Here is a 19,921-nt window from a genome sequence, read left to right as displayed (position 1 = left end):
GAACGAGCCCGTGCATTTCATCGTTCATCGGCGATAAACGATATAATTTTCTGATGCAAGAAGAAGTTGCGATTCTTTTTTTTCGAAAACGGGCGTTTACAGCCCGTCTTTTCTATTGAACCACAGGTTTATCTTTTTCTGGCAATGCGAAGATCTGGCCAGGGTAAATCATGTCCGGATTACGGATCTGTTCCTTGTTAGCCAAATAGATAGTCGTGTAGCGCATGCCAGCACCATAGGTGCGGCGTGAAATCTGCCAAAGACTGTCACCGCGGCGGATAATTACCGATCCATCGACATTCTGCAGGGGCGTGCCCGCATCGGCGACTTGCGGCGCCTGTCCGTCAGTCTGTGCTGCGATGGCACCGGTCTCGGTCTGCGTATCGGCACCCGGAGTCGCCGGTGCGACAGCCGAGACACGCTCGCCGGCCTCGCGCTTGAACGGAACCGCGGCTCTGGCCATCACCGTCACGCCATCCTTGCCCAGCATATCAGCACGGATGATATAGTCTCCGACAGCCAGCTGCTGAACAGTCTGTACCAAAAACCGGCCATTAGGTGCTGTCTTTGTCGTTCCAAGCAGAGTGGAATTTGCGTAGACCTTTACCGCGGAGCCCGCTTGGGCATTACCAGCGACGAAAATCTTGCTGCCTTCAAGTTCGACTGCCTCGACCGTGATCAACGCTTTCTCTGCAGGAGCGATGCCCGGCTTGTCACCCTTGGGTGCAGCAACAGTTGTTGGCTGGGTGGATGAAGGTGCGGGTTCCACGGGCTCGGGCTTTGTAATCATGCGGCTTGGCTGGCCGGATTGTTCGACAAGAGCCAATACCTGACCCGTCTTTGACTCCGGAATGGAAACTATCGCCGTCTCAAGCGAAGTCATGGCGCTGCCGTCCTGTGTTGTCGAGCGCAAGACAAGCTGGTAGTCGCCTGGCTTCAGCGGATTGTCGAGCGCGATAACAAAATCACCATTTTCAGTCGATTTGGTCGTGCCGATGACGTTTGACCGCGACAGAAGATCAACCGTCGCATTTTTTGCCGCATTGCCGGCGATGACAATGGTGCCTGAGGGATCGACGCGCAGAACATCGAAAGTAGGCGCGCCATTATTTGCCTTAGCTGGCGGCGAAGCCGGCACCTGTCCGGAAGCAGCATTTGTATCCGGTACGGTTGTCAGGGTTTCAATTTGGGGTTCGGAATTTGCCGCAGGCGCTGCAGGCTGCGTCTGCACCACTCCATTCATCACAGGGGCTGGTTGCTCCACAACGGGCTTACCCGGCATCAGGCCCACATAGGCCGCAACAAGACCGGCAGCAACGACAGTACCAAATCCCAAAAGCGCAAATTTATTCTCGAACATCGTTCCCCGATCCTATTGTTCCTTTTGCTCTACCGCCTTTTCTGCCAAGCTACAAGAAAACCCTTTAGATTCAGACCCATTCTTTCGACGTATCCATAAAGCCGGCGTATGAAACTTTTGTCTCGCATTTGTACCGACTTGACGTTTTGTGATGTGCAAGGCACCACTCATTGTATGAGCAAGATTCGATCCATTTGTGTCTATTGCGGCTCCTCACCGGGCCGCGACCCGATTTACAAACAAAGCGGCAAGCTTCTCGGCCAAACGATCGCTGAGCATGGGCTTGAGCTCGTCTATGGCGGCGGCACCAAGGGCATTATGGGCGCAGTTGCAGACGGAGTCATGTCTGCGGGTGGCAAAGTCACAGGAATTATTCCGAAATTCCTGATGAACAAAGAGGCCACCGAACACGCGCTTGGCCAGCTTTCAGAGCTTATTGTTACCGAAGACATGCATGAGCGCAAGCATAAGATGTTCGACCGTTCGGACGCCTTCGTTACCTTGCCCGGCGGTATCGGCACTGTGGAAGAGATCGTCGAGATCATGACTTGGGCGCAACTCGGCCGTCATCGGAAGCCCATGGTCTTCGCAAACGTTAACGGTTTTTGGAATCCGATGCTGGCCCTCATCGAGCACATGAAAGCCGAGGGTTTTGTGCACACGTCACATTTGGTCAATCCCCTTGTGGTAGAAAAGCCGGAAGATATCGTACCTGCCATCCTCAATGCTGCTGCACGAGGTGACCGGGAAGGCAATGAAGCAATAATAGAGCGGCTGTAGCAAGCAAAAGGGGTCTCATGGCGGACAATATTACCCCCGATCCCCCAAGCACCGCACCCCTCATCCAAAGTGATGAGTTTGTCATCGCCCACAGCTTCCGCAATGACGGCACATTATTGCCATCCGCACATGCCGGAGCAGCAGAAAGTGCGTGGGTCTGGAAAAGCTATGGTCTCGCCGATGCACGGGCAAGACGCAATCTCGAAACCGACGAAAGCCTGCCGGAAGTTGTGCGGGAAGCCTTGCTCTCCCCCGGCGACCAGTATCAGATCAGCTATGAAGAGGGCTGGCTTTACGGTGAATTGCCGGATTTGCAGCACAAGCACTATGGCGATCCGCGCGAGCTTGGTTACTTTCGCTTCGCTTTCAACGAACGCTTCTTCATCAGCGGACGCCGTCACCCCCTCCAATCGGTCGACGATGTACGTCAGGCTATTCTCGGTGGTAAGGTAAAGCCGAAATCGCCGATGGCGCTGTTCAATGCCATCTTTCGGCGTTTTCTCGATCTTCTAAAAATAGAGATCACCAAACTCTCGGAAACCCTGGATTCCATCGAGGATCATATCGTCGGCGAGAACTGGCAGGGCGAGCGGGAACGTCTCGTGCCTGTCCGGCGTCAGATCGTTGTGTTTCACCGCTACCTCACGGCGGCGACAGGTCTGTTCCGTCATATTGATCACGCCGATCGCCGGGTTTTTCCCGAAGAATTGGACGATCTGATCGAAGGATTGTCGCGCCGCGCGGAAACGTTGCATGCGGAAGGCGAACAACTGCAGCAGCGTGCACGCCTGCTTCAGGACGAACTCCTGGCGAAACTGACGGATCAGTCAAACCGGTTTCTGTATGTCCTGTCGGTAATGACCGCGGTCCTTTTGCCAAGCACGGTGATCAGTGGCCTGTTCGGGATGAATACCGGTGGGCTTCCGCTTGCGGAAAGTACGCATGGGTTCTGGCTTATTACCGCCTTGGCACTCGGTATTTCTGGAATGGTCTTTCTCGTGGTGAGGAAGATCGGCGGCGGAAGAAACTAGTGCGCTGATCCCAACCGCAGCTTGCGTGCCTCATACACCATTGACCAGGCGTAAATCGCAAGGGCTGACCAGATCAGACCGAATGCAATGAGCTGTACATGCGAGAACGGCTCGTCGAAGACAAAGATTGCAATGAAAAACACAATCGTCGGCGCAATATATTGCATCAAACCAATGGTCGTATAGCGCAGGAGCTTGGCGCCAAGGGCATAGAAGATAAGCGGCACCGCGGTTGCAAGTCCCGCAAACAGCAACAGACCCGTGTCGTGCGGCGCGCCATTGGTGAAGTGGCTGGTGTTCTGCATCAGGGTCCAGGCAATGAAACCGAGCGAGGGAACAGAAAGTATTAGTACCTCAAGCGTGAAACCCTGGATGGCGCCGATCGGCAAGGTTTTGCGAAAGAAACCATAAAAGCCAAAGCTGAAGGCGAGGACGAGTGAAATCCACGGGAGACCACCGGACGACACCGTCAGCAAAATGACCGCGCATGCTGCCAAAGCTATGGCAACCATTTGCGCCTTCGAAAGGCGTTCGGACAGGAAGATGCCGCCAAGAACCACATTCACCAGCGGATTGATGTAATAACCCAGTGCTGTATCGACAGCGTGATTATTGCCGATTGCCCAGACGTAGGTCCCCCAGTTCACGGTGATGAGACTGGCGGTCAATATAGCCATGGCCAGCATGCGCGGGGTCGTGAAAGCGACCCTCAGATCGCCAAGCAACCCAAGCCACCAAAGCAGTACGACGGCAATGGGAACCGACCAGACAATACGGTGGGCCACCACTTCCAGCGCGGGTATATGCGCGACCGATTTCAAATAGAATGGCAGGATGCCCCACAACAGATAAGCACAAAGAGCGAAAATAAAGCCCTTCTTTCCATCCGACATTCCAATGAAACCACTGGATGTCTGATGGTTGCCAGCGACGGCTCGATTGCTATCGATTTGTTCGGTCATGGTGCGAAGTCCTAGTCTGCGCGCCGGATGCCGTCTATTGAATTCGACTGATCAATCGATCAAGCCATTTGATGTTTTCGCTCAAAATTGGGGCATGAATTCCCTAAAATGACAAAAAATTCTTTATTCAGCTGCTATTTTCCCCGCCAAATCCCGATTTTTCATCAATTTATAGACAATGGAATCCATTAATGCCTGGAAGGATGCGTCGATGATATTGTCCGAAACACCGACCGTCCACCAGCGCACATTGCTGGAATCGGTAGACTCGACGAGCACACGCGTGATGGCCTCGGTACCGCCGTTCAATATGCGTACCTTGAAGTCCGCAAGCACCAGATCAGCGATCTCGTCCTGATAGCGGCCCATGTCCTTGCGCAACGCCAGATCGAGTGCATTGACCGGTCCATGCCCCTCAGCGACGGACATCCGCGTTTCACCATCGACCTCCATACGGACAACGGCTTCCGAGACGGTCTTGATATTGCCATTTGCATCGAAGCGCCGCTCGACCATGCAACGGAACGAGTCGACTTTGAAGAACTCGGGGACAGTGCCGAGCGTCCGTCGCGCCAAAAGCTCAAAACTGGCATCAGCACCTTCATAGGCGTAGCCCTCGGATTCATGCTCCTTGACCAGCGCGATCAACGTATCGAGCCTTGGATCCGACTTGGCTACCGGAATGCCGCGACGTTCAAGTTCATTGATGAAATTGGATTTTCCACCTTGGTCCGAAACCATGACCTTGCGACGATTGCCAACAGTTTCCGGCGGTACATGTTCATAGGTTGCCGGTTCCTTGATCAAGGCCGACGCATGAATGCCGGCCTTGGTTGCAAATGCCGATGCGCCGACGAACGCACCCTGCGCATTGGGTGCGCGGTTGAGCAATTCGTCGAAACTGCGCGACAGGCGGGAAAGCCCCTGGAGTTTCTCCAGGCTGATGCCGGTTTCGAAACGGTTCGCCCAATTGGGTTTCAGCATCAGCGTCGGGATGATCGTCACCAGATTGGCATTTCCGCAACGCTCACCGATACCGTTGAGTGTGCCTTGCACGTGGCGGACACCTGCATCGATCGCAGCAAGCGAATTGGCGACTGCCTGTTCCGTATCGTTGTGCGCGTGAATGCCCAGATGATCGCCGGGGATCAATTTTGTGACGGCACGGACGATTTCGGCGACTTCCGCGGGCTGCGTGCCGCCATTGGTATCGCACAGCACGACCCAGCGGGCTCCTGCGTCGTAGGCAGTCCTGACGCAGGCCAGCGCATATTCCGGGTTGGCCTTATAGCCATCAAAGAAATGCTCGCAATCGACGATGGCTTCCTTGCCCGCGTCAATGGCGGCGCGAACGGAAGCATCGATGGACTCGAGGTTTTCTTCATTCGTACAGCCGAGCGCAACCCTCACATGATAGTCCCAGCTTTTGGCGACAAAGCATACCGTGTCGGCCGGCGAACGGATGAGCGCGCCAAGTCCAGGATCATTGGAAGCCGAGACGCCGGCGCGTTTGGTCATGCCGAAAGCCGCGAATTTCGCACGCTTTGTACGCTTTTCACTGAAGAAGGCGGTATCGGTCGGGTTCGCTCCCGGATAACCGCCCTCGACATAGTCGAAGCCGAACTCATCCAGCATAGATGCGATGACTTTTTTGTCCTCAACTGAAAAGTCGATGCCAGGCGTTTGCTGGCCATCGCGCAGTGTGGTGTCGAAGAGATAGATCCGTTCTTTTGTCACTCGCCCGCCTCCCCTCGCGACCCCGATGGCGGCCACTGTTCCGTGTCATGGTCGGGGTGTTGATAGGATACCATCGTTTTCAGGAATTCCACTGATTCCGCGTCGCTGTCGGATGTGTATCCGGGGAGTTTCGACAGATCATCAACGTAAGGCAGCTTGTCTTCGATGCCCCACTGAATGGTGGGCGCCAATTCCTCAGGTTCGTCGAACGCACCGATAGCAAGTGCCACGCCGTCCGGTGCTTCATAGGTCAGCGGCGTTCCACAGTTCGCGCAAAAGCCGCGCTTGACATGATTAGACGATTGAAACCGCTTGGGCTCGCCCCGTGTCCACTCAAAATCCGTGCCGTGCACTGATGTCAGCGGCGCGAAAAAGTTGCCGAAGGCCTTTTGGCACATGCGGCAATGACAGATCGATGCGTCACCGAGTGTACCCTCCACGCGAAAGCGGATCGCACCGCATTGGCAACCGCCAGTGTAGACGGGCTTGTTATCCAGACTCATCGCTTCATCTCCCAGGTCGTGACGCGCTCGCCGGTTGCGGGGTCTTTTCCGTCCTTCAACTGAATGCCTTTTTCCAGCAGTTCATCACGGATGCGGTCAGCCTCGGCGAAACTCTTGGCTGCAAGCAAAGACAAGCGATTGCGGATCTTGACTTCGATTTCACTCTCGAGCTCGGGTGAGACGGCATCAACGCTCAGATCAATGCCTAGCAACGCGAACACAGCGCGATACGCCTCAGGATGGAGGACGCGCGACTTCCTGATCGATGCCAGCCAATTGATAAGGCCTGGAGTTGCGAGGTCGTCAGACAGGATATCGATAGCCTCATCCGGAACGACACCAACGCCGGCATCACCCACATATTCGCGGGCTTTGGAGAGGATGTTCTCTGCCTCCTCCAGCTTTCTGACACTGAAATCGATCGGCTCGCGATAGTTGGTCATGAGCATGGCAAGGCGCAGCACTTCGCCCGGCCACTTACGGCCATCGAACGTGTCTGTCTCCAGCAATTCGTGGATCGTCACGAAATTACCGGTGCTTTTGGCCATTTTCTGACCCTCGACCTGCAGGAAGCCGTTGTGCATCCAGATATTGGCCATCCGGTCTGTGCCAAAGGCGCAGCAGGACTGGGCAAGCTCGTTTTCATGGTGAGGGAACACCAGATCGATGCCACCGGCGTGAATGTCGAAAATGTTCTTCATCGGATCGTCGCATTGCAGCCCGCCACCAAATGGTTCAAGCAGCTTCGCCATCGACATGGCCGAGCATTCGATATGCCAGCCCGGGCGACCGAGACCAACGATGCCCGCAGGCGACGGCCAGCCGGGCTCCCCTTCCCTGGAGGGCTTCCACAGAACGAAATCCATCTCGTCTCGTTTGTAGGAGGCAACGTCGACGCGCGCACCGGCGATCATATCGTCGGATGAGCGGCGGGAGAGCAACCCGTAGCGCGGGCCTTTGGCGGCATTCATCGCCGACGGCGAAAACAATACGTGACCGTCCGCGACATAGGCGACGCCACGCTCAACGAGGCGATCGATCATCGCCACCATTTCAGCAATATATTCGGTCGCGCGTGGTTGAGACGAAGGCTGCAGATTACCGAGTGCAGCCACGTCCGCCTGGAATTGCTCGTTCGTTGCTTCCGTGACTTTGCGGATCGCTTCATTCAAAGGCAGGTCCGGATAATCGCGGGCGGCGCGAGCGTTGATCTTGTCGTCGACGTCGGTGATGTTGCGAACGTAGTTCACATGGCTTTCGCCGTAGATATGACGAAGCAACCGGAACAACACGTCGAAGACGATAACCGGACGCGCATTACCGATGTGCGCATAGTCATAGACGGTGGGGCCGCAGACATACATGCGCACATTATCCGGATCGATCGGCACAAAGGTCTCCTTCGTGCGCGTGAGCGTGTTGTACAGCTTCAGTTTCTGCGGCATGTCCTGGATCTCAAAATTCGGGGTTCATCGTCAAAACGCATATCATCGCGCTGGTCTGGCGACCGGTGCGTTTCGCATCTTTATCAGGATTTTTGAGACGAAAACGGCCGGGCCAGCGAGCGCTAGCTGATAATAATCCGACAGGTAATAATAATCGTTACGGGCGACGTTTTCATGCGGGCATTTATGATCGAGTGCGGGCAAATCGTCAAGCGCTCGCGCCAAAGAGGCGGTGTTGCATTTTTGCCGACTTTGCGATGGTTAATCCAAATTAACCGAATAGCCCTAAATCCTCCCGGAAAGTGCCTTTTTTCCGGCCAATTTGAACGGGAATCCTGATGCCTTAGACTTTAGGGGAATAAAAGGACCAAACCCATGACCGATGCACAGCAAACGGCAAAGCCGCGCGAAAGCGCCCGTGCCGACCATCTTACCTCACAATACCGCGCGATCGGGCCAGCCGCGATCCTCGCAGCCGTTCTAAGTACTGTTCGCCAACGCCCGCAATTGAAGTTTGCTTCAATTGTTCAGGAAACGGACTAACAGACTTAAACCAATGCCGGCCATGACGAGGCCGATCAAAACGTCAAGTACGCGCCACGCGGCCGGCTTCGCAAAAATCGGCTGCAATAGCCTCGCGCCATAGCCGAGGCCGAAGAACCAAATGAAGGACGCAAGTGCCGCGCCTGCGCCGTAGGCCGCACGGTTCCAACCTTCAAAGCGTGCCGACAGGCCGCCAAGCAGAACTACGGTATCAAGATAGACATGCGGGTTGAGAAAGGTCAGCGCCAGAACGGTGCCGATCGCAACCTTAAAATTGCCGTTGCCGGTGTTCGCAGCTTTCAGTACCTCGGGGTGGAGCGCGCGCCGAAAGGCAATTGAAGCATACCAGAACAAGAATGCGGCACCGCCTAGTGTCACGACCGAGATGAGTGTGGGTGACTGTGCGATCAGGGTCCCAAGGCCAGCGACGCCTGCCGTAATCAACAGGGCGTCGGACAGAGCGCAAATAAGGCTCAAGAGGAAGACATGCTCTCGCAGCAGTCCTTGCCGCAATATGAAAGCATTCTGCGCGCCGATAGCGATAATAAGGGACGCGCCAAGAAGGAAACCGGAGAGAGCGGCTGAAAACATCGGGTAGATATCCTGGAGAATAGTGGATTTGGGATCTAGAACAGTTTCATCTGGTTGTCAGGCTCTGGCGATTTGCCGCGTGTTGTTTTCTTCGGCTCTACCATGGTCTCGATGAACCTTTCCTGGATTTCCGGACCTGTATTGGAAAACTTGTTGACCTTGTCCGAGACAGGGATAGCCTCGAAGAAATCAGCCTGCGCCGGCTTCATGAGTTCGGCGACATGGCGCGGTTCCTGCGTCTTGCAATCGAGCCAACGCGCAAAATCTTTCTGTTCTATGATAACGGGCATGCGATCATGGATGAAACGCAAATCCTCGCTGGCGTTTGTCGTCAGGATTGCGCCCGTGTCCATTTCGGAGCCTTCTGCATTTGCCCACGGTTCGTAGAGACCCGCAAATGCAACGATTCCGCCGTTGCGGGGCCGGACCCAGTAGGCTTGCGACTTCCTCTTGCCGTCCCGCCGCCACTCGTAGAATCCCGAGGCAGGGATCAGTGCGCGGCGGTGACGCATCGCCACTTTGAACGATGTTTTCTCGATTGCTGTTTCGGAGCGCGCATTGATCATAAGTGGATAATTGGCGGTGTCTTTCACCCAGCCAGGAATAAAGCCCCACCGCACCAGAAGCGCTCTGCGATCGGGTCGGTTGCTGCCCGGCGGCGGTGTCTCGCCGGCCACCACCATGAGGATTGGCTGTGTCGGCGCGATATTATAGCGCGGAGGAAAAGGCTCGAGCTCCATGAGGGCGAGATACGCTTCAACGTCTTCAGGTGTTTCGGTGAGCGAAAAACGTGCGCACATATAGTCAATGCCCGATTTGTTTTGGAGTGGCGATCATCCGCATTTGCGATGCAGGGTCAAGGTGGCCTTGTCAAAACTTCTCTTACCACCTACCCCTGACGTATGGACCAGATTCCCCTCTCCGTCACTGTCGATGGCGTCTCGGCCGTTTGTATACGCGATCAGGCATTCTTGCTGGTTGAGAGAGCACGTGAGCCGTCAAAGGGCTGGCTGGCATTCCCCGGCGGGCGACGCGAGGAAGGCGAGACCCCGCAAGAAGCAGCAATACGCGAACTGCATGAAGAAACAGGCATAACGGCAACAGAAGTAACATACCTCACGACCGTCACCTTCGATTACTCGACACCGGAGTTTCCAGCGCCGAAAGCCTTCCGCCTGGCCGTCTTTCTGGCACTTGATCCAATGGGAGAAGCAATCGCTGCAGATGATGCAGCGGCCGTGCATTGGCTCCGGGTGGAGGAAATGACCGAATTCGACGTGACCGCGAGCGTTCTCGATGTCGTAAACGAATTGGCACTCGGATTTAAAAGCTGAGGGTATTAACCACAGACGCCTTGAAGATGCCAAGCTTTCGGGCAACAACCTTTTCGGGGAACTAGTCTCGGGGTTGTCGCGTGCGGCGTACAATAGTCATCACAGCGTTTTTGACGGCAATCGCCACGGCAGTGCCTGCTTATGCGGTCGACCCGCTTTACGAAACCAAGCTCCTGCGGCTGGCCGAGGTTCTCGGATCGATCCATTCGCTGCGTAATCTTTGCGGCGAAAGAAGCAACCAGTGGCGGGATCGAATGGATTCGCTGCTCCTGGCAGAGAATCCGGACCCGACACGCCGGGCCAAGTTGATCGCCAGTTTCAACCGCGGATACCGTACATTCAACGAAACTTATTCCACCTGCACGAGCCAGGCGATTGCGGCGATTGACCGCTACCAAATCGAAGGAACAAGGCTTTCTTCGGAGATCGTATCGGGCTATGGAAATTAACCAGGCTTTAACTGTTGAAGCCAATGAACCGCATTTTAAACAAAACGTATGGTATTGTTTAGCGGTAGTTTAAGAATTGGCTTCGGCCAAGGATGGTATATCATGAACATGACATCAACAGACCTTGATAGGTTGGTTGCAGAAGAAAAAAAGCTGGTTGCAATCGAATATCAGAATGAAGTCTGGGCTGATGGCACGCTTGAAGGTATCGAGCCTGAAATTATGGCTGAAGCTGCTTTTGCCACCGCATTGACCGAACTGATCCGTGATAACGGCGAACTGTCCGCATTGGCCTTGCTCGATGGCTTGCGTGAACGTATTTCTGCGGGTGAATTTTCATCGAATCGCATTCTGCAATAATTGGTGATCCTGCATGCCTGAAAAGCGCTTTTCCGCTTCCGCGATCGCCGGAACCTTTTTCCTAGCGGCGGCGGTTTGTGCTTTCTCCGTTCCGACTTTCGCTGTCGGCATCGATACGCCGATGCAGCTCGCCTTGAGCGAGATCAAGAAAGAAGAACTGCCCAAAGCCGCCGAACCTGCGAAGCCCGGTGCCGAACAGAAACCAGCTGGCGAAACGCAGACCCAACCCTCCTCTCCCGAAAAGCCCGACGCAACACCGGAGCAGCCTGCGCAGGCACCGGCAGCAACGGATGATGATGGCGCTGCTGCGCAAAGCAATAATCCTGCCATGCCGAATGCCAAGGAAGGCGCAGCAACGCCTCAGGTCGAATACGACGTCGCCAAACTGCCCTTCCCGGTGCAGAAAATGCGCGAGCTCATTCTGACTGCGGCCAAGTCCGGATCAATTGAAGCGCTCCGTCCACTGATCGGTTCAGGCGATGATGTCACGATGCTTTCGCTGACGGATATCGATGGCGATCCATTGGCCTATCTGAAAAGCCTCGCCGGCGATCCAGATGGCCATGAAATTCTCGCCATTCTGGTCGATGTGCTTGAGTCCGGTTATGTGCACCTCGATGCCGGCACGGCAGACGAACTTTACGTCTGGCCCTATTTCTTCGCCTACCCGCTCGACAAGCTCGATGCCAAGCAAAAGGTCGAACTCTTCCAGATCGTCACCGCAGGCGATTACGACGAGATGAAGCAATTCGGCACTTATGTATTCTATCGCCTTGGCATCACGCCAAAGGGGCGCTGGCGGTTTTTCGTCACCGGCGACTGATCTTACAAAGATTCATAAAAAAGTTTGCCGGGATGTCACGTTCGGCGGAGCTGTCTCGTCTTGTGTACAGGCAACTGAATGCCACATAAGGAGATAGACAATGAAACCAAGATTGAACCTCTACAATTTCCAAGAACTCATCAAGCCGATGCTCAAGATGGAAGAGAGCGTCGTCAGCAGCGGACTGGAAATAAGCCTTATCGAGCTCGTCAAGATGCGGGCTTCGCAGATCAACGGCTGCGCCTTCTGCCTCGACATGCATTCGAAGGACGCTCGTAAGAAGGGCGAGACCGAGCAGCGCCTCTATTTGCTAAACGCATGGCGGGAATCGCCGCTCTATAGCGAACGCGAACGCGCAGCACTCGCCTGGACGGAAGCCCTGACGCTGATATCCAAGACCCATGCTCCGGACAGCGTCTATGACGTGCTGAAGCAGAACTTTACCGAAGAGGAGATCGTCAAGCTTTCCATGTTGATCGTAACCATCAATGGGTGGAATCGCCTGGCTATCGGCTTCCGCTCTGTCCATCCGGTAGAGAAAAACAGTGCCGCAGCCTGACAATAGCGCCGAGACGTTCAATCGCCTCAGACCGCGCCTGACTCGCATTGCCTACCGCATGCTAGGGTCAGTCGCGGAGGCGGAGGATATCGTCCAGGAGGGCTTCATTCGCTGGCATCAGGCTGACCGGTCTGATGTCCGCAGCGAGGAAGCTTTCCTCGTGCGTACCATCACGCGGCTTTGTCTCGATCATCTGAAGTCCGCGCGCGTTCGGCGAGAGACCTATGTCGGAAACTGGTTGCCGGAACCGATATTTGATCCGAGCGAGGACGAATCCGACAGCGATATTACCTTGACCTTGATGATGGCGCTGGAACGATTGTCGCCTCTGGAACGCGCAGCGTTTCTGCTGCATGACGTGTTCGGCCAAGATTTCAATCAGATTTCCGAAGCGATTAGTCGAGATCCAGCAACATGCAGACAGCTCGCGAGCCGCGCCCGCAGCCACGTCCAGAAAGCAAAACTGCGCTTTCCGGTTTCGGATGAGCAAGGCAAGAATATCGCCGCTGCCTTTTTCAAGGCATCCCGCAGTGGCGACATGCAGGCCCTGCAGTCCTTGTTGGCAGACGATGTCGTGCTCTACGCCGATGGCGGCGGAATTCGCTTCGCTGCGATCGATCCGATCCATTCAATGGCAAATGTCTGCCTGTTCTTCGGTGAGGTTTCGCGCCGGGCAGCCTATAGTTTACCGCCATTGGTGCACGAAGGACTCATCGACGGCCTGCCCGGGTTTGTAACGGCGGAAAGTGACGGCATTCCGCAAACCACTGCGCTTGAAATTGAGGACGGCAAGATCAAGGCCATCTACGTCGTGCGGAATCCTGAAAAACTTCGTCATCTCGACTTTGCGCATTGACCCTTGGCTGGCGTTCGCTAGCGTGGCGACCATCACCCTCCAAGGATCTTATCTATGCAATCATTGACGATGTATCAGGTGGACGCATTTACCACCGAACTCTTTAGCGGCAATCCTGCCGCAGTGCTTGTCCTTGATGATTGGTTGCCAGTAGAGACAATGCAGGCGATTGCCAGCGAGAACAATCTGGCCGAGACCGCCTTCGTGAAGCCCAATGCGAGTTGCTGGGATCTGCGCTGGTTCACGCCAGTGCACGAGGCCAACTTCTGCGGACATGCGACGCTCGCGACGGCGCATGTCCTTGCAAACGAGTTTGGCATAGAGGGCGAACTAGTATTTCAGACCAGGGTCGGCGCTTTGCGTGTCGACAGGAAGAACTCAGCATACCAGCTTGATTTTCCAAGTTTTCCGCCGGAACCGATTGACGAAATTCTTCCACTGCTGAACGAAATCACTGGAGGCGACCATTTGTCGGCATTTCAGAACTTCGAAAACGTCTTTGTTGTGTTGAAGAATGAGCAAGCGGTCCTCGACTTCATTCCGGATTTGCCGAAGATCACACAGATCGACCCATTTGGGTTCGTGATTACGGCAAGAGGCGACGAACATGACTTTGTTTCGCGTTATTTTGTTCCGCATGCGGGCATTCCGGAAGATCCGGTGACTGGCTCGATCCATGCGACACTCGTGCCCTATTGGGCAGGAGAACTGGGTAAACCCAGGCTTTCGGCGTTCCAGCGCTCGAAGCGCGGCGGACATCTGCTTTGTGAGCTCGAAGGTGACCGCGTGCTGATTACGGGGTCGGCCATCACCTTTATGAAGGCTCAGATTTATTTGCCCTGAAGCGCCTCGCCGAACAAGATAGGCTCGCCTTGGCCTGGTGTGACGATCTCACCTTCCCACATGACCTTGTTGCCGCGGATGATGGTGCCAACAGGCCAGCCGGTTACCGTCCTCCCGTCATAAGGCGTCCAGCCAGCCTTTGACCCGACCAGCGCGTTGGTGATGGTTTCGCGCCGTTTCAAGTCGACGACAGTCAAATCGGCATCGTAGCCGACCGCAATACGTCCCTTGCGAGCCATGCCGAACAGGCGGTTGGGGCCATGCGAGCTCAAATCAACAAAACGCTCGATCGACATACGGCCGGCGTTTACGTGGTCGAGCATGATCGGCACCAGCGTCTGCACACCCGTCATGCCGGATGGCGACGCCGGATAGGGCTTTGATTTTTCTCCCAGTGTGTGCGGCGCATGATCGGACCCGAGCACGTCGACAATCCCCTGCCCGATGCCCTTCCAGACGCCGTCGCGATGACGCGCGTCGCGTACCGGGGGGTTCATCTGCAGCAATGTTCCAAGCGCCGCGTATTGGCTGGCATCGAGGGTCAAATGATGCGGCGTTGCCTCGCAACTCGCTACGTCCTTGTGATCGCCGAGGAAATCGATCTCCTCCGCAGTCGAAATGTGTAGAACATGGATGCGCGCCCCAGTTTCTCGCGCGATGCGGACGAGACGCTGAGTACATTGCAGCGCCGCAACCTCGTCGCGCCAGATTGGGTGCGAAGACGGGTCGCCCGGAACGCGCAAGCCTTCGCGTTCGCGCAGGCGGAATTCGTCCTCCGAATGAAAAGCGGCACGGCGGCGGGTGTTTTTCAGGATAGAACGCACCCCCTCATCGTCCTCGACAAGGAGATCACCAGTAGAAGAGCCCATGAACACCTTGATGCCTGCAGCGCCAGGCAAACGTTCGAGCTCGGCGACATCATCTGCATTGTCGCGCGTACCGCCTACCCAGAACGCGAAGTCGCAATGCATGCGGTGGCGGCCACGCCGAACCTTGTCCTCCAGCGTTTCAGCAGTGGTTGTCAGCGGGTTGGTATTCGGCATTTCAAAGACCGCTGTGACCCCGCCGAGTACAGCGGAGCGCGAACCACTCTCCAGATCTTCCTTGTGTTCAAGGCCCGGTTCGCGAAAATGCACCTGGCTATCGACGACGCCCGGAAGGATATGCAAGCCAGTGGCGTCAATGATCTCGGCGGCTGAAGCGCTGCCAAGATTGCCGATGGCAGCAATGCGGCCGTTGGCGATGCCAATATCACGCAAGCCAACACCGTCCTGGTTGACGACAATCCCGCTCCTGAAAATCGTGTCGAACGTCTGAGCCATTTGCTTTCCACTCCAGCCTTGCGAACGCGTCCCTTGCGGATTACGTAACAGGGACAGGAAAGGCAAGGGTGATCGAATGCCACGGCTAAGTTTAAGTGGAAGAGCAGTCCTGAACGTTACGGGCGAGGATGCCGAAGATTTCCTGCAAAATCTCATCACCACCGATCTCGACACGCTGGAGCACGGCGATCTAAAACCTGGTGCCTTGCTCAATCCGCAAGGCAAGATCCTGTTCGAGTTTCTCGTTTCACGGAACGGCGGTGGCCTGCGGCTTGATACACTGCAGACCTCTGCAGATGATTTGTTGAAGAGGCTGACGCTCTATAAACTGCGCGCCAAAGTGCATATAGCCGTGGATTCAGAGTCACTTGTTCATGTTTCCTGGGAAAATGAGTCCGGCGCTTCAGAAGCAGATTCAACTGTACGTGACCGACGCTTTCCCCAAGCGCTCAACGTTGTGCGATGTTATGAGGGTGAGCCTTCATCAGACGTTCCAGAAACAATGTGGACTGCGCTGCGCATCGCTCATGGGGTGGCGGAAGCCCCACTGGATTATACTCTCGGCGATGCCTTTCCCCATGATGTTAATCTGGATCAGACCGGCGGCGTTTCTTTCAGAAAGGGCTGTTTTGTCGGTCAGGAAGTTGTCTCGCGCATGCAGCATCGTGGAACCGCGCGAAGACGTATCCTGATTGTGACGGGAGCCTCGGACCTGCCGGCTACTGGTACATCCATAACTGCCAACGAACGCGAGATTGGCACCCTCGGCAGCGTTGCAGGATCATCTGGCCTTGGCCTCGTCCGGATCGACCGCGTAAAAGATGCATTGGATAGCGGCATACCCATTCTGGCAGGAGATATTCCGATCCACCTTGCCATTCCGCCCGAACACCGGTTTACATTCCCCGAGGCGAAGCAAGAGGCCTGATCGGGGAATAGGATGCTGCGACCGGCAAAGCCGCAACCGAGCAATTTGAAGAAAACAGAATTTCGCGCCTGGCAGCGCATGCTCTCAGGGCGGCGACTGGATTTGCTTGACCCCTCGCCGCTCGATATTGAAATCGAAGACATCGCGCAAGGGCTGTCGCGTGTTGCACGCTGGAATGGTCAGACGGTTGGTGAGCACGCATTTTCGGTAGCGCAGCATTCGCTGCTGGTGGAAGAAATCTTCGGGAGGATCGCCCCGGAGGCGACGACGGAACAGCGCCTTATCACTCTCCTGCATGATGCACCGGAATATGTGATCGGCGACATGATTTCACCGTTCAAAGCCGTTGTCGGTGGGGATTATAAAAGCGTCGAATTGAGGCTGCAACACGCTATTCATCTGCGCTTTTCGCTCGCGCCCGTCGTTCACCAAACTTTACGTGCCCTGATCAAGCGGGCGGATGCGATTGCCGCCTATTATGAGGCGACGCGCCTTGCAGGGTTTGCGGAGAAAGAAGCGGTGCAGTTTTTCGGGCGTCCCCGCGGAATTAATCCAGAAGGTCTCGACTTGACGGCACTCGCGACCCAGAATGCACAAAATGCTTTTCTGCTGCGTTTTGCTATACTTAATGAGTCACAGGCACAGAGCCGGGGATAAGAACATGCCGCATATCGTTGTCTCTCCCTTGTCGCGTCTCGCTGAGTCTGTAACCCGTTTTGGCGCGCGTGATATGATCACGCTTATCAATGCCGATACGGTCGTGCCTCGCCCCGTAGAGATTCTGGAAGAGCGCCATCTGTTTCTTGGATTCAACGATATTCTTGAGCCTGCGGAAGGCATGACCCACCCTGTGTCCGAACATATCACGCAGCTGATCGCGTTTGGCCGACTTTGGGACCGCCAGGCACCCTTGCTCATCCATTGCTACGCTGGAATCTCGCGCTCGACCGCTGCAGCCTATATCACCGCAATTGCGCTTAACCCGGAGCTTGATGAAGAGCTCCTGGCGCAGAAATTGCGCCAGAATGCACCGTCTGCCACACCCAATGGCAGACTTGTAGCGCTCGCCGATGATATCCTCGTTCGCAACGGCAGAATGGTGGATGCCATCAACGCGATCGGTCGCGGTGAAGAGGCCTTTGAGGGCACGCCATTCATTCTTCCGCTGACGGTGTAGACGTGACGGGCACACCCAATGCCGTTGAAATCAATCTGAGCGCCGCCATTGTCGCCGTCGCCAATAATGATCCGCTGATCTTGACCACACCTTCCAGCGATGACAACGAGCGCGACGAACTGCCCTTCGGCCCGTTCAATCCGCTGTTGCATCGAACCTTCGAGACCGGACTGCGTGAGTGGGTGGCGGAGCAGACGCCTTTACGTCTTGGGTATGTTGAACAGCTCTACACCTTCGGTGATCGTGGCCGCCACAAAACCGCTGAAGATCGCGACCTGCACATCGTTTCAGTCGGTTATCTAGCGCTCACGCGCATAACCGATGACGGAGATTCGCTTCGCAGATCCGGCGCTCGCTGGCGCAGCTGGTACTCGTTCTTGCCTTGGGAAGACTGGCGCGTCGGCAAGCCCGCCATGATCGATGAAACGATCCGCCCCGCTCTGCATGCCTGGGCCGACAAGAGTGGGCTTCCCGCGCGGCTAAGCCGTTTCCGGCTCGCATTTGGAGACGATGGAATTATGTGGGATGAAGAGAGGGTGCTTGAACGTTATGAACTCCTGTACGAAGCGGGACTGATAGAGGAGGCAGCGCGCGATGGACGGGCGGAAGGCACGCATCTTTCGCGTGTCCTGGGACTTTCGATGAGTTTTGACCACCGGCGCATTCTTGCGACCGCCATCTCGCGGCTGCGCGCCAAGCTGAAATACAGGCCTGTGGTATTCGAGTTAATGCCCCCCACCTTTACCTTGACCGCACTGCAGGAGACTGTAGAGGCGATTTCTGGTCGCCACCTGCACAAGCAGAATTTCCGCAGATTGGTCGAGACAACAGAACTGGTCGAACCAACCGGCGCAGAACAAACGCAGGCGCGAGGCAGGCCGGCAGCGCTTTATCGGTTCCGGCACGATGTGCTCGAAGAGCGCAGCGTGGCGGGATTGCGCGTTGGTGGCAGGGGATAGGAGGAAGGGATGAACGACAAGCCGACATCGCTCAATGCCGAAGGAATATCCGAACCATTCGCATCGGAAAATGTTCCGTTGGAGGAATGGTCGAAAGGTACGCGCTATGGCACCAAATTTCGCTATCTCTCAGGATTTGGGGGAGCGAACCACGTTGGTGTGGCCCTGGAAGAACTCGCGCCGGGCAAAGAATCCAACATGAACCATTATCACATGCTCGAGGAAGAGCAGGCGTTTATCCTCGAAGGTGAGATGACGCTGCGGCTAGGCGACAAGACATATTTGATGAAGGCGGGGGATCACGTCTGCTTTCCGGCTGGCCAGAAAGTCGGACATTCATTTTACAACCACAGCGACACGCCCTGCCGGTTCATCATGATCGGCGAGAAAAACCCGAACGAAGTCGTTGTCTATCCCGAAACCGGACGCGTTGGTGTGAGATTACTGAGTGAAGGCTACGATAAAGCCGCCACTATGGAATACTGGCAAGGCGCCGATACCGAACAAAAGCCGCGCAACTAGCATCTACTTCGGCAGATAAACGTTCTCATCGCCCGGGAATTTTCGCGAACGGACGTCATCCGCGTAGGCTTTGACAGCTTCGTCGATAGCCGTACCGACGGCGCCATAGACCTTTACGAATTTGGGCGGCTTCGGGTTGTAGCCGAGCATGTCCTCAAGCACGAGGATCTGACCGTCACATTCGACTGACCCGCCAATTCCAATCGTGGGAATGGCGATCTCACGTGAAATCTCAGCCGCAAGCGGTTCCACAATTCCCTCAAGCACCACTGAAAAGGCTCCTGCGTCGCTGACCCCCTTTGCATCGGCCTTGATCAGCGGCCATAGCGCCGTGTCGCGACCTTGTGTCTTGAAGCCACCGAGCGTGTTGACGGATTGCGGCGTCAATCCGATATGCGCCATCACCGGTATGCCGCGCTCGATCAGGAAGCGGATGGTGTCAGCCATGCGCACGCCACCCTCCAGCTTGACTGCCCCGCAACCGGTCTCCTGCATGACGCGAGCAGCATTGCGGAACGCAATCTCGGGGCTCTCCTCGTAAGAGCCAAACGGCATATCGACCACGACCATCGCCCGCTTTGAGCCACGCACCACGGCACGGCCATGGGCGATCATAAGATCGAGTGACACACCGAGCGTTGATTCCATGGCGTAAAGAACCATGGCGAGACTGTCGCCAACGAGGAGAATATCAGCATGCTGATCGACGATGCGCGCAGTGTTGGCATGGTAGGAGGTCAACGCAACGATCGGCTCGCCGCCCTTGCGAATACGTATTTCCGGTGCGGTAACGCGGCGAGTGACGATTTCCTGACTCATTGCTCCTGCTCCCTCTTC

Annotated in this window: 24 protein-coding genes; 15 read left to right on the top strand and 9 right to left on the bottom strand. The window is 55.7% G+C overall.

All coding sequences use genetic code 11. The features are described from left to right. Nucleotides 1-112 precede the first annotated feature (112 nt). A complete protein-coding gene (locus C7476_RS06605) occupies nucleotides 113-1,360 on the bottom strand; it encodes a LysM peptidoglycan-binding domain-containing protein (RefSeq protein WP_114429116.1) in 1,248 nt (415 codons plus the stop codon). 174 nt (nucleotides 1,361-1,534) lie between these two features. Between C7476_RS06605 and C7476_RS06600 the strand changes: the two genes are divergently transcribed. Together C7476_RS06600 and C7476_RS06595 are read left to right on the top strand one after the other, a co-directional pair. Beyond that, complete coding sequence (locus tag C7476_RS06600; RefSeq protein WP_114429115.1) at nucleotides 1,535-2,140, top strand: LOG family protein; 606 nt, start codon at nucleotides 1,535-1,537, stop codon at nucleotides 2,138-2,140. Nucleotides 2,141-2,157: 17 nt separating this feature from the next. Further along, a complete protein-coding gene (locus C7476_RS06595; protein ID WP_114429114.1) occupies nucleotides 2,158-3,171 on the top strand; it encodes a CorA family divalent cation transporter in 1,014 nt (337 codons plus the stop codon). Here C7476_RS06595 and rarD read toward each other — a convergent pair. The 4 genes from rarD to cysS form a co-directional block, all read right to left on the bottom strand. Further along, nucleotides 3,168-4,133 carry an EamA family transporter RarD gene (gene rarD, locus C7476_RS06590; protein ID WP_114429113.1) on the bottom strand — a complete coding sequence of 322 codons (966 nt, stop codon included), beginning with the start codon at nucleotides 4,131-4,133 and terminating at the stop codon, nucleotides 3,168-3,170. The genes C7476_RS06595 and rarD overlap by 4 nt on opposite strands. A 123-nt stretch (nucleotides 4,134-4,256) precedes the next feature. Continuing rightward, a complete protein-coding gene (cimA, locus tag C7476_RS06585; RefSeq protein WP_114429112.1) occupies nucleotides 4,257-5,870 on the bottom strand; it encodes a citramalate synthase in 1,614 nt (537 codons plus the stop codon). Beyond that, a complete protein-coding gene (locus tag C7476_RS06580; RefSeq protein WP_114429111.1) occupies nucleotides 5,867-6,373 on the bottom strand; it encodes a GFA family protein in 507 nt (168 codons plus the stop codon). The genes cimA and C7476_RS06580 overlap by 4 nt, the downstream gene beginning before the upstream one ends. Beyond that, nucleotides 6,370-7,818, bottom strand: coding sequence for a cysteine--tRNA ligase (gene cysS / locus C7476_RS06575; RefSeq protein ID WP_114429110.1), 1,449 nt, complete (start codon nucleotides 7,816-7,818; stop codon nucleotides 6,370-6,372). The genes C7476_RS06580 and cysS overlap by 4 nt, the downstream gene beginning before the upstream one ends. A gap of 375 nt (nucleotides 7,819-8,193) precedes the next feature. On the opposite strand from cysS, the gene C7476_RS06570 reads away from it, so the two are divergent. Further along, nucleotides 8,194-8,361 (top strand): transcriptional regulator, encoded by a 168-nt coding sequence (locus C7476_RS06570; RefSeq protein ID WP_112527813.1) that lies wholly within the window; start codon nucleotides 8,194-8,196, stop codon nucleotides 8,359-8,361. Here the strand turns inward: C7476_RS06570 and C7476_RS06565 are convergent. Both C7476_RS06565 and C7476_RS06560 read right to left on the bottom strand, forming a co-directional pair. Continuing rightward, nucleotides 8,338-8,952 carry a LysE/ArgO family amino acid transporter gene (locus C7476_RS06565; RefSeq protein WP_114429109.1) on the bottom strand — a complete coding sequence of 205 codons (615 nt, stop codon included), beginning with the start codon at nucleotides 8,950-8,952 and terminating at the stop codon, nucleotides 8,338-8,340. The genes C7476_RS06570 and C7476_RS06565 overlap by 24 nt on opposite strands. A 35-nt stretch (nucleotides 8,953-8,987) precedes the next feature. Further along, nucleotides 8,988-9,752, bottom strand: coding sequence for an SOS response-associated peptidase (locus C7476_RS06560; protein ID WP_114429108.1), 765 nt, complete (start codon nucleotides 9,750-9,752; stop codon nucleotides 8,988-8,990). A gap of 102 nt (nucleotides 9,753-9,854) precedes the next feature. Here C7476_RS06560 and C7476_RS06555 point away from each other — a divergent pair, with 102 nt between their 5' ends. From C7476_RS06555 to C7476_RS06525, 7 genes are all read left to right on the top strand, one after another. Then, nucleotides 9,855-10,286: an NUDIX hydrolase gene (locus C7476_RS06555; protein WP_114429107.1), complete on the top strand. Its 432-nt coding sequence runs from the start codon at nucleotides 9,855-9,857 to the stop codon at nucleotides 10,284-10,286. 80 nt (nucleotides 10,287-10,366) lie between these two features. Further along, nucleotides 10,367-10,735 (top strand): TIGR02301 family protein, encoded by a 369-nt coding sequence (locus C7476_RS06550; protein WP_114429106.1) that lies wholly within the window; start codon nucleotides 10,367-10,369, stop codon nucleotides 10,733-10,735. A gap of 102 nt (nucleotides 10,736-10,837) precedes the next feature. Continuing rightward, a complete protein-coding gene (locus C7476_RS06545; RefSeq protein WP_114429105.1) occupies nucleotides 10,838-11,095 on the top strand; it encodes a hypothetical protein in 258 nt (85 codons plus the stop codon). Nucleotides 11,096-11,108: 13 nt separating this feature from the next. After that, complete coding sequence (locus tag C7476_RS06540; protein ID WP_114429104.1) at nucleotides 11,109-11,918, top strand: dihydrolipoyllysine-residue succinyltransferase component of 2-oxoglutarate dehydrogenase complex; 810 nt, start codon at nucleotides 11,109-11,111, stop codon at nucleotides 11,916-11,918. 100 nt (nucleotides 11,919-12,018) lie between these two features. Further along, complete coding sequence (locus tag C7476_RS06535) at nucleotides 12,019-12,477, top strand: carboxymuconolactone decarboxylase family protein (RefSeq protein WP_114429103.1); 459 nt, start codon at nucleotides 12,019-12,021, stop codon at nucleotides 12,475-12,477. Nucleotides 12,478-12,535: 58 nt separating this feature from the next. Continuing rightward, the gene (locus tag C7476_RS06530) at nucleotides 12,536-13,333 is read left to right on the top strand and encodes a sigma-70 family RNA polymerase sigma factor (RefSeq protein WP_425373958.1); all 798 of its coding nucleotides are present in this window, start codon (nucleotides 12,536-12,538) and stop codon (nucleotides 13,331-13,333) included. A 54-nt stretch (nucleotides 13,334-13,387) separates the two neighbouring features. Further along, the gene (locus tag C7476_RS06525; protein ID WP_245426183.1) at nucleotides 13,388-14,176 is read left to right on the top strand and encodes a PhzF family phenazine biosynthesis protein; all 789 of its coding nucleotides are present in this window, start codon (nucleotides 13,388-13,390) and stop codon (nucleotides 14,174-14,176) included. Here the strand turns inward: C7476_RS06525 and C7476_RS06520 are convergent. Beyond that, the gene (locus C7476_RS06520) at nucleotides 14,164-15,498 is read right to left on the bottom strand and encodes a dihydroorotase (RefSeq protein ID WP_114429100.1); all 1,335 of its coding nucleotides are present in this window, start codon (nucleotides 15,496-15,498) and stop codon (nucleotides 14,164-14,166) included. The two genes, C7476_RS06525 and C7476_RS06520, sit on opposite strands and share 13 nt — an antisense overlap. Nucleotides 15,499-15,574: 76 nt before the next feature. Here C7476_RS06520 and ygfZ point away from each other — a divergent pair, with 76 nt between their 5' ends. From ygfZ to C7476_RS06495, 5 genes are read left to right on the top strand one after another with little or no spacing between them, the layout of a single operon-like run. Continuing rightward, nucleotides 15,575-16,426: a CAF17-like 4Fe-4S cluster assembly/insertion protein YgfZ gene (gene ygfZ, locus C7476_RS06515; RefSeq protein WP_114429099.1), complete on the top strand. Its 852-nt coding sequence runs from the start codon at nucleotides 15,575-15,577 to the stop codon at nucleotides 16,424-16,426. 12 nt (nucleotides 16,427-16,438) lie between these two features. Next, entirely contained in the window at nucleotides 16,439-17,083 is a 645-nt protein-coding gene (locus C7476_RS06510) for a YfbR-like 5'-deoxynucleotidase (RefSeq protein ID WP_114429098.1), read from the top strand. A gap of 4 nt (nucleotides 17,084-17,087) precedes the next feature. After that, a complete protein-coding gene (locus C7476_RS06505; RefSeq protein ID WP_114429097.1) occupies nucleotides 17,088-17,603 on the top strand; it encodes a tyrosine phosphatase family protein in 516 nt (171 codons plus the stop codon). Nucleotides 17,604-17,605: 2 nt separating this feature from the next. After that, on the top strand, nucleotides 17,606-18,562 hold the full coding sequence (locus tag C7476_RS06500) for an NUDIX hydrolase (RefSeq protein WP_114429096.1): 957 nt from the start codon (nucleotides 17,606-17,608) through the stop codon (nucleotides 18,560-18,562). Nucleotides 18,563-18,571: 9 nt separating this feature from the next. Beyond that, nucleotides 18,572-19,084 carry a cupin domain-containing protein gene (locus C7476_RS06495; RefSeq protein WP_114429095.1) on the top strand — a complete coding sequence of 171 codons (513 nt, stop codon included), beginning with the start codon at nucleotides 18,572-18,574 and terminating at the stop codon, nucleotides 19,082-19,084. Between the two features lie 3 nt (nucleotides 19,085-19,087). On the opposite strand, the gene panB is transcribed toward C7476_RS06495, so the two are convergent. After that, complete coding sequence (panB, locus tag C7476_RS06490) at nucleotides 19,088-19,903, bottom strand: 3-methyl-2-oxobutanoate hydroxymethyltransferase (protein ID WP_114429094.1); 816 nt, start codon at nucleotides 19,901-19,903, stop codon at nucleotides 19,088-19,090. Nucleotides 19,904-19,921: the final 18 nt, after the last annotated feature.

The organism is Phyllobacterium bourgognense (assembly GCF_003337575.1).
GTDB lineage: Bacteria > Pseudomonadota > Alphaproteobacteria > Rhizobiales > Rhizobiaceae > Phyllobacterium > Phyllobacterium bourgognense.
Note: the sequence above shows the minus strand (reverse complement) of the source record. Positions and strands in the feature narration are given on the sequence as shown.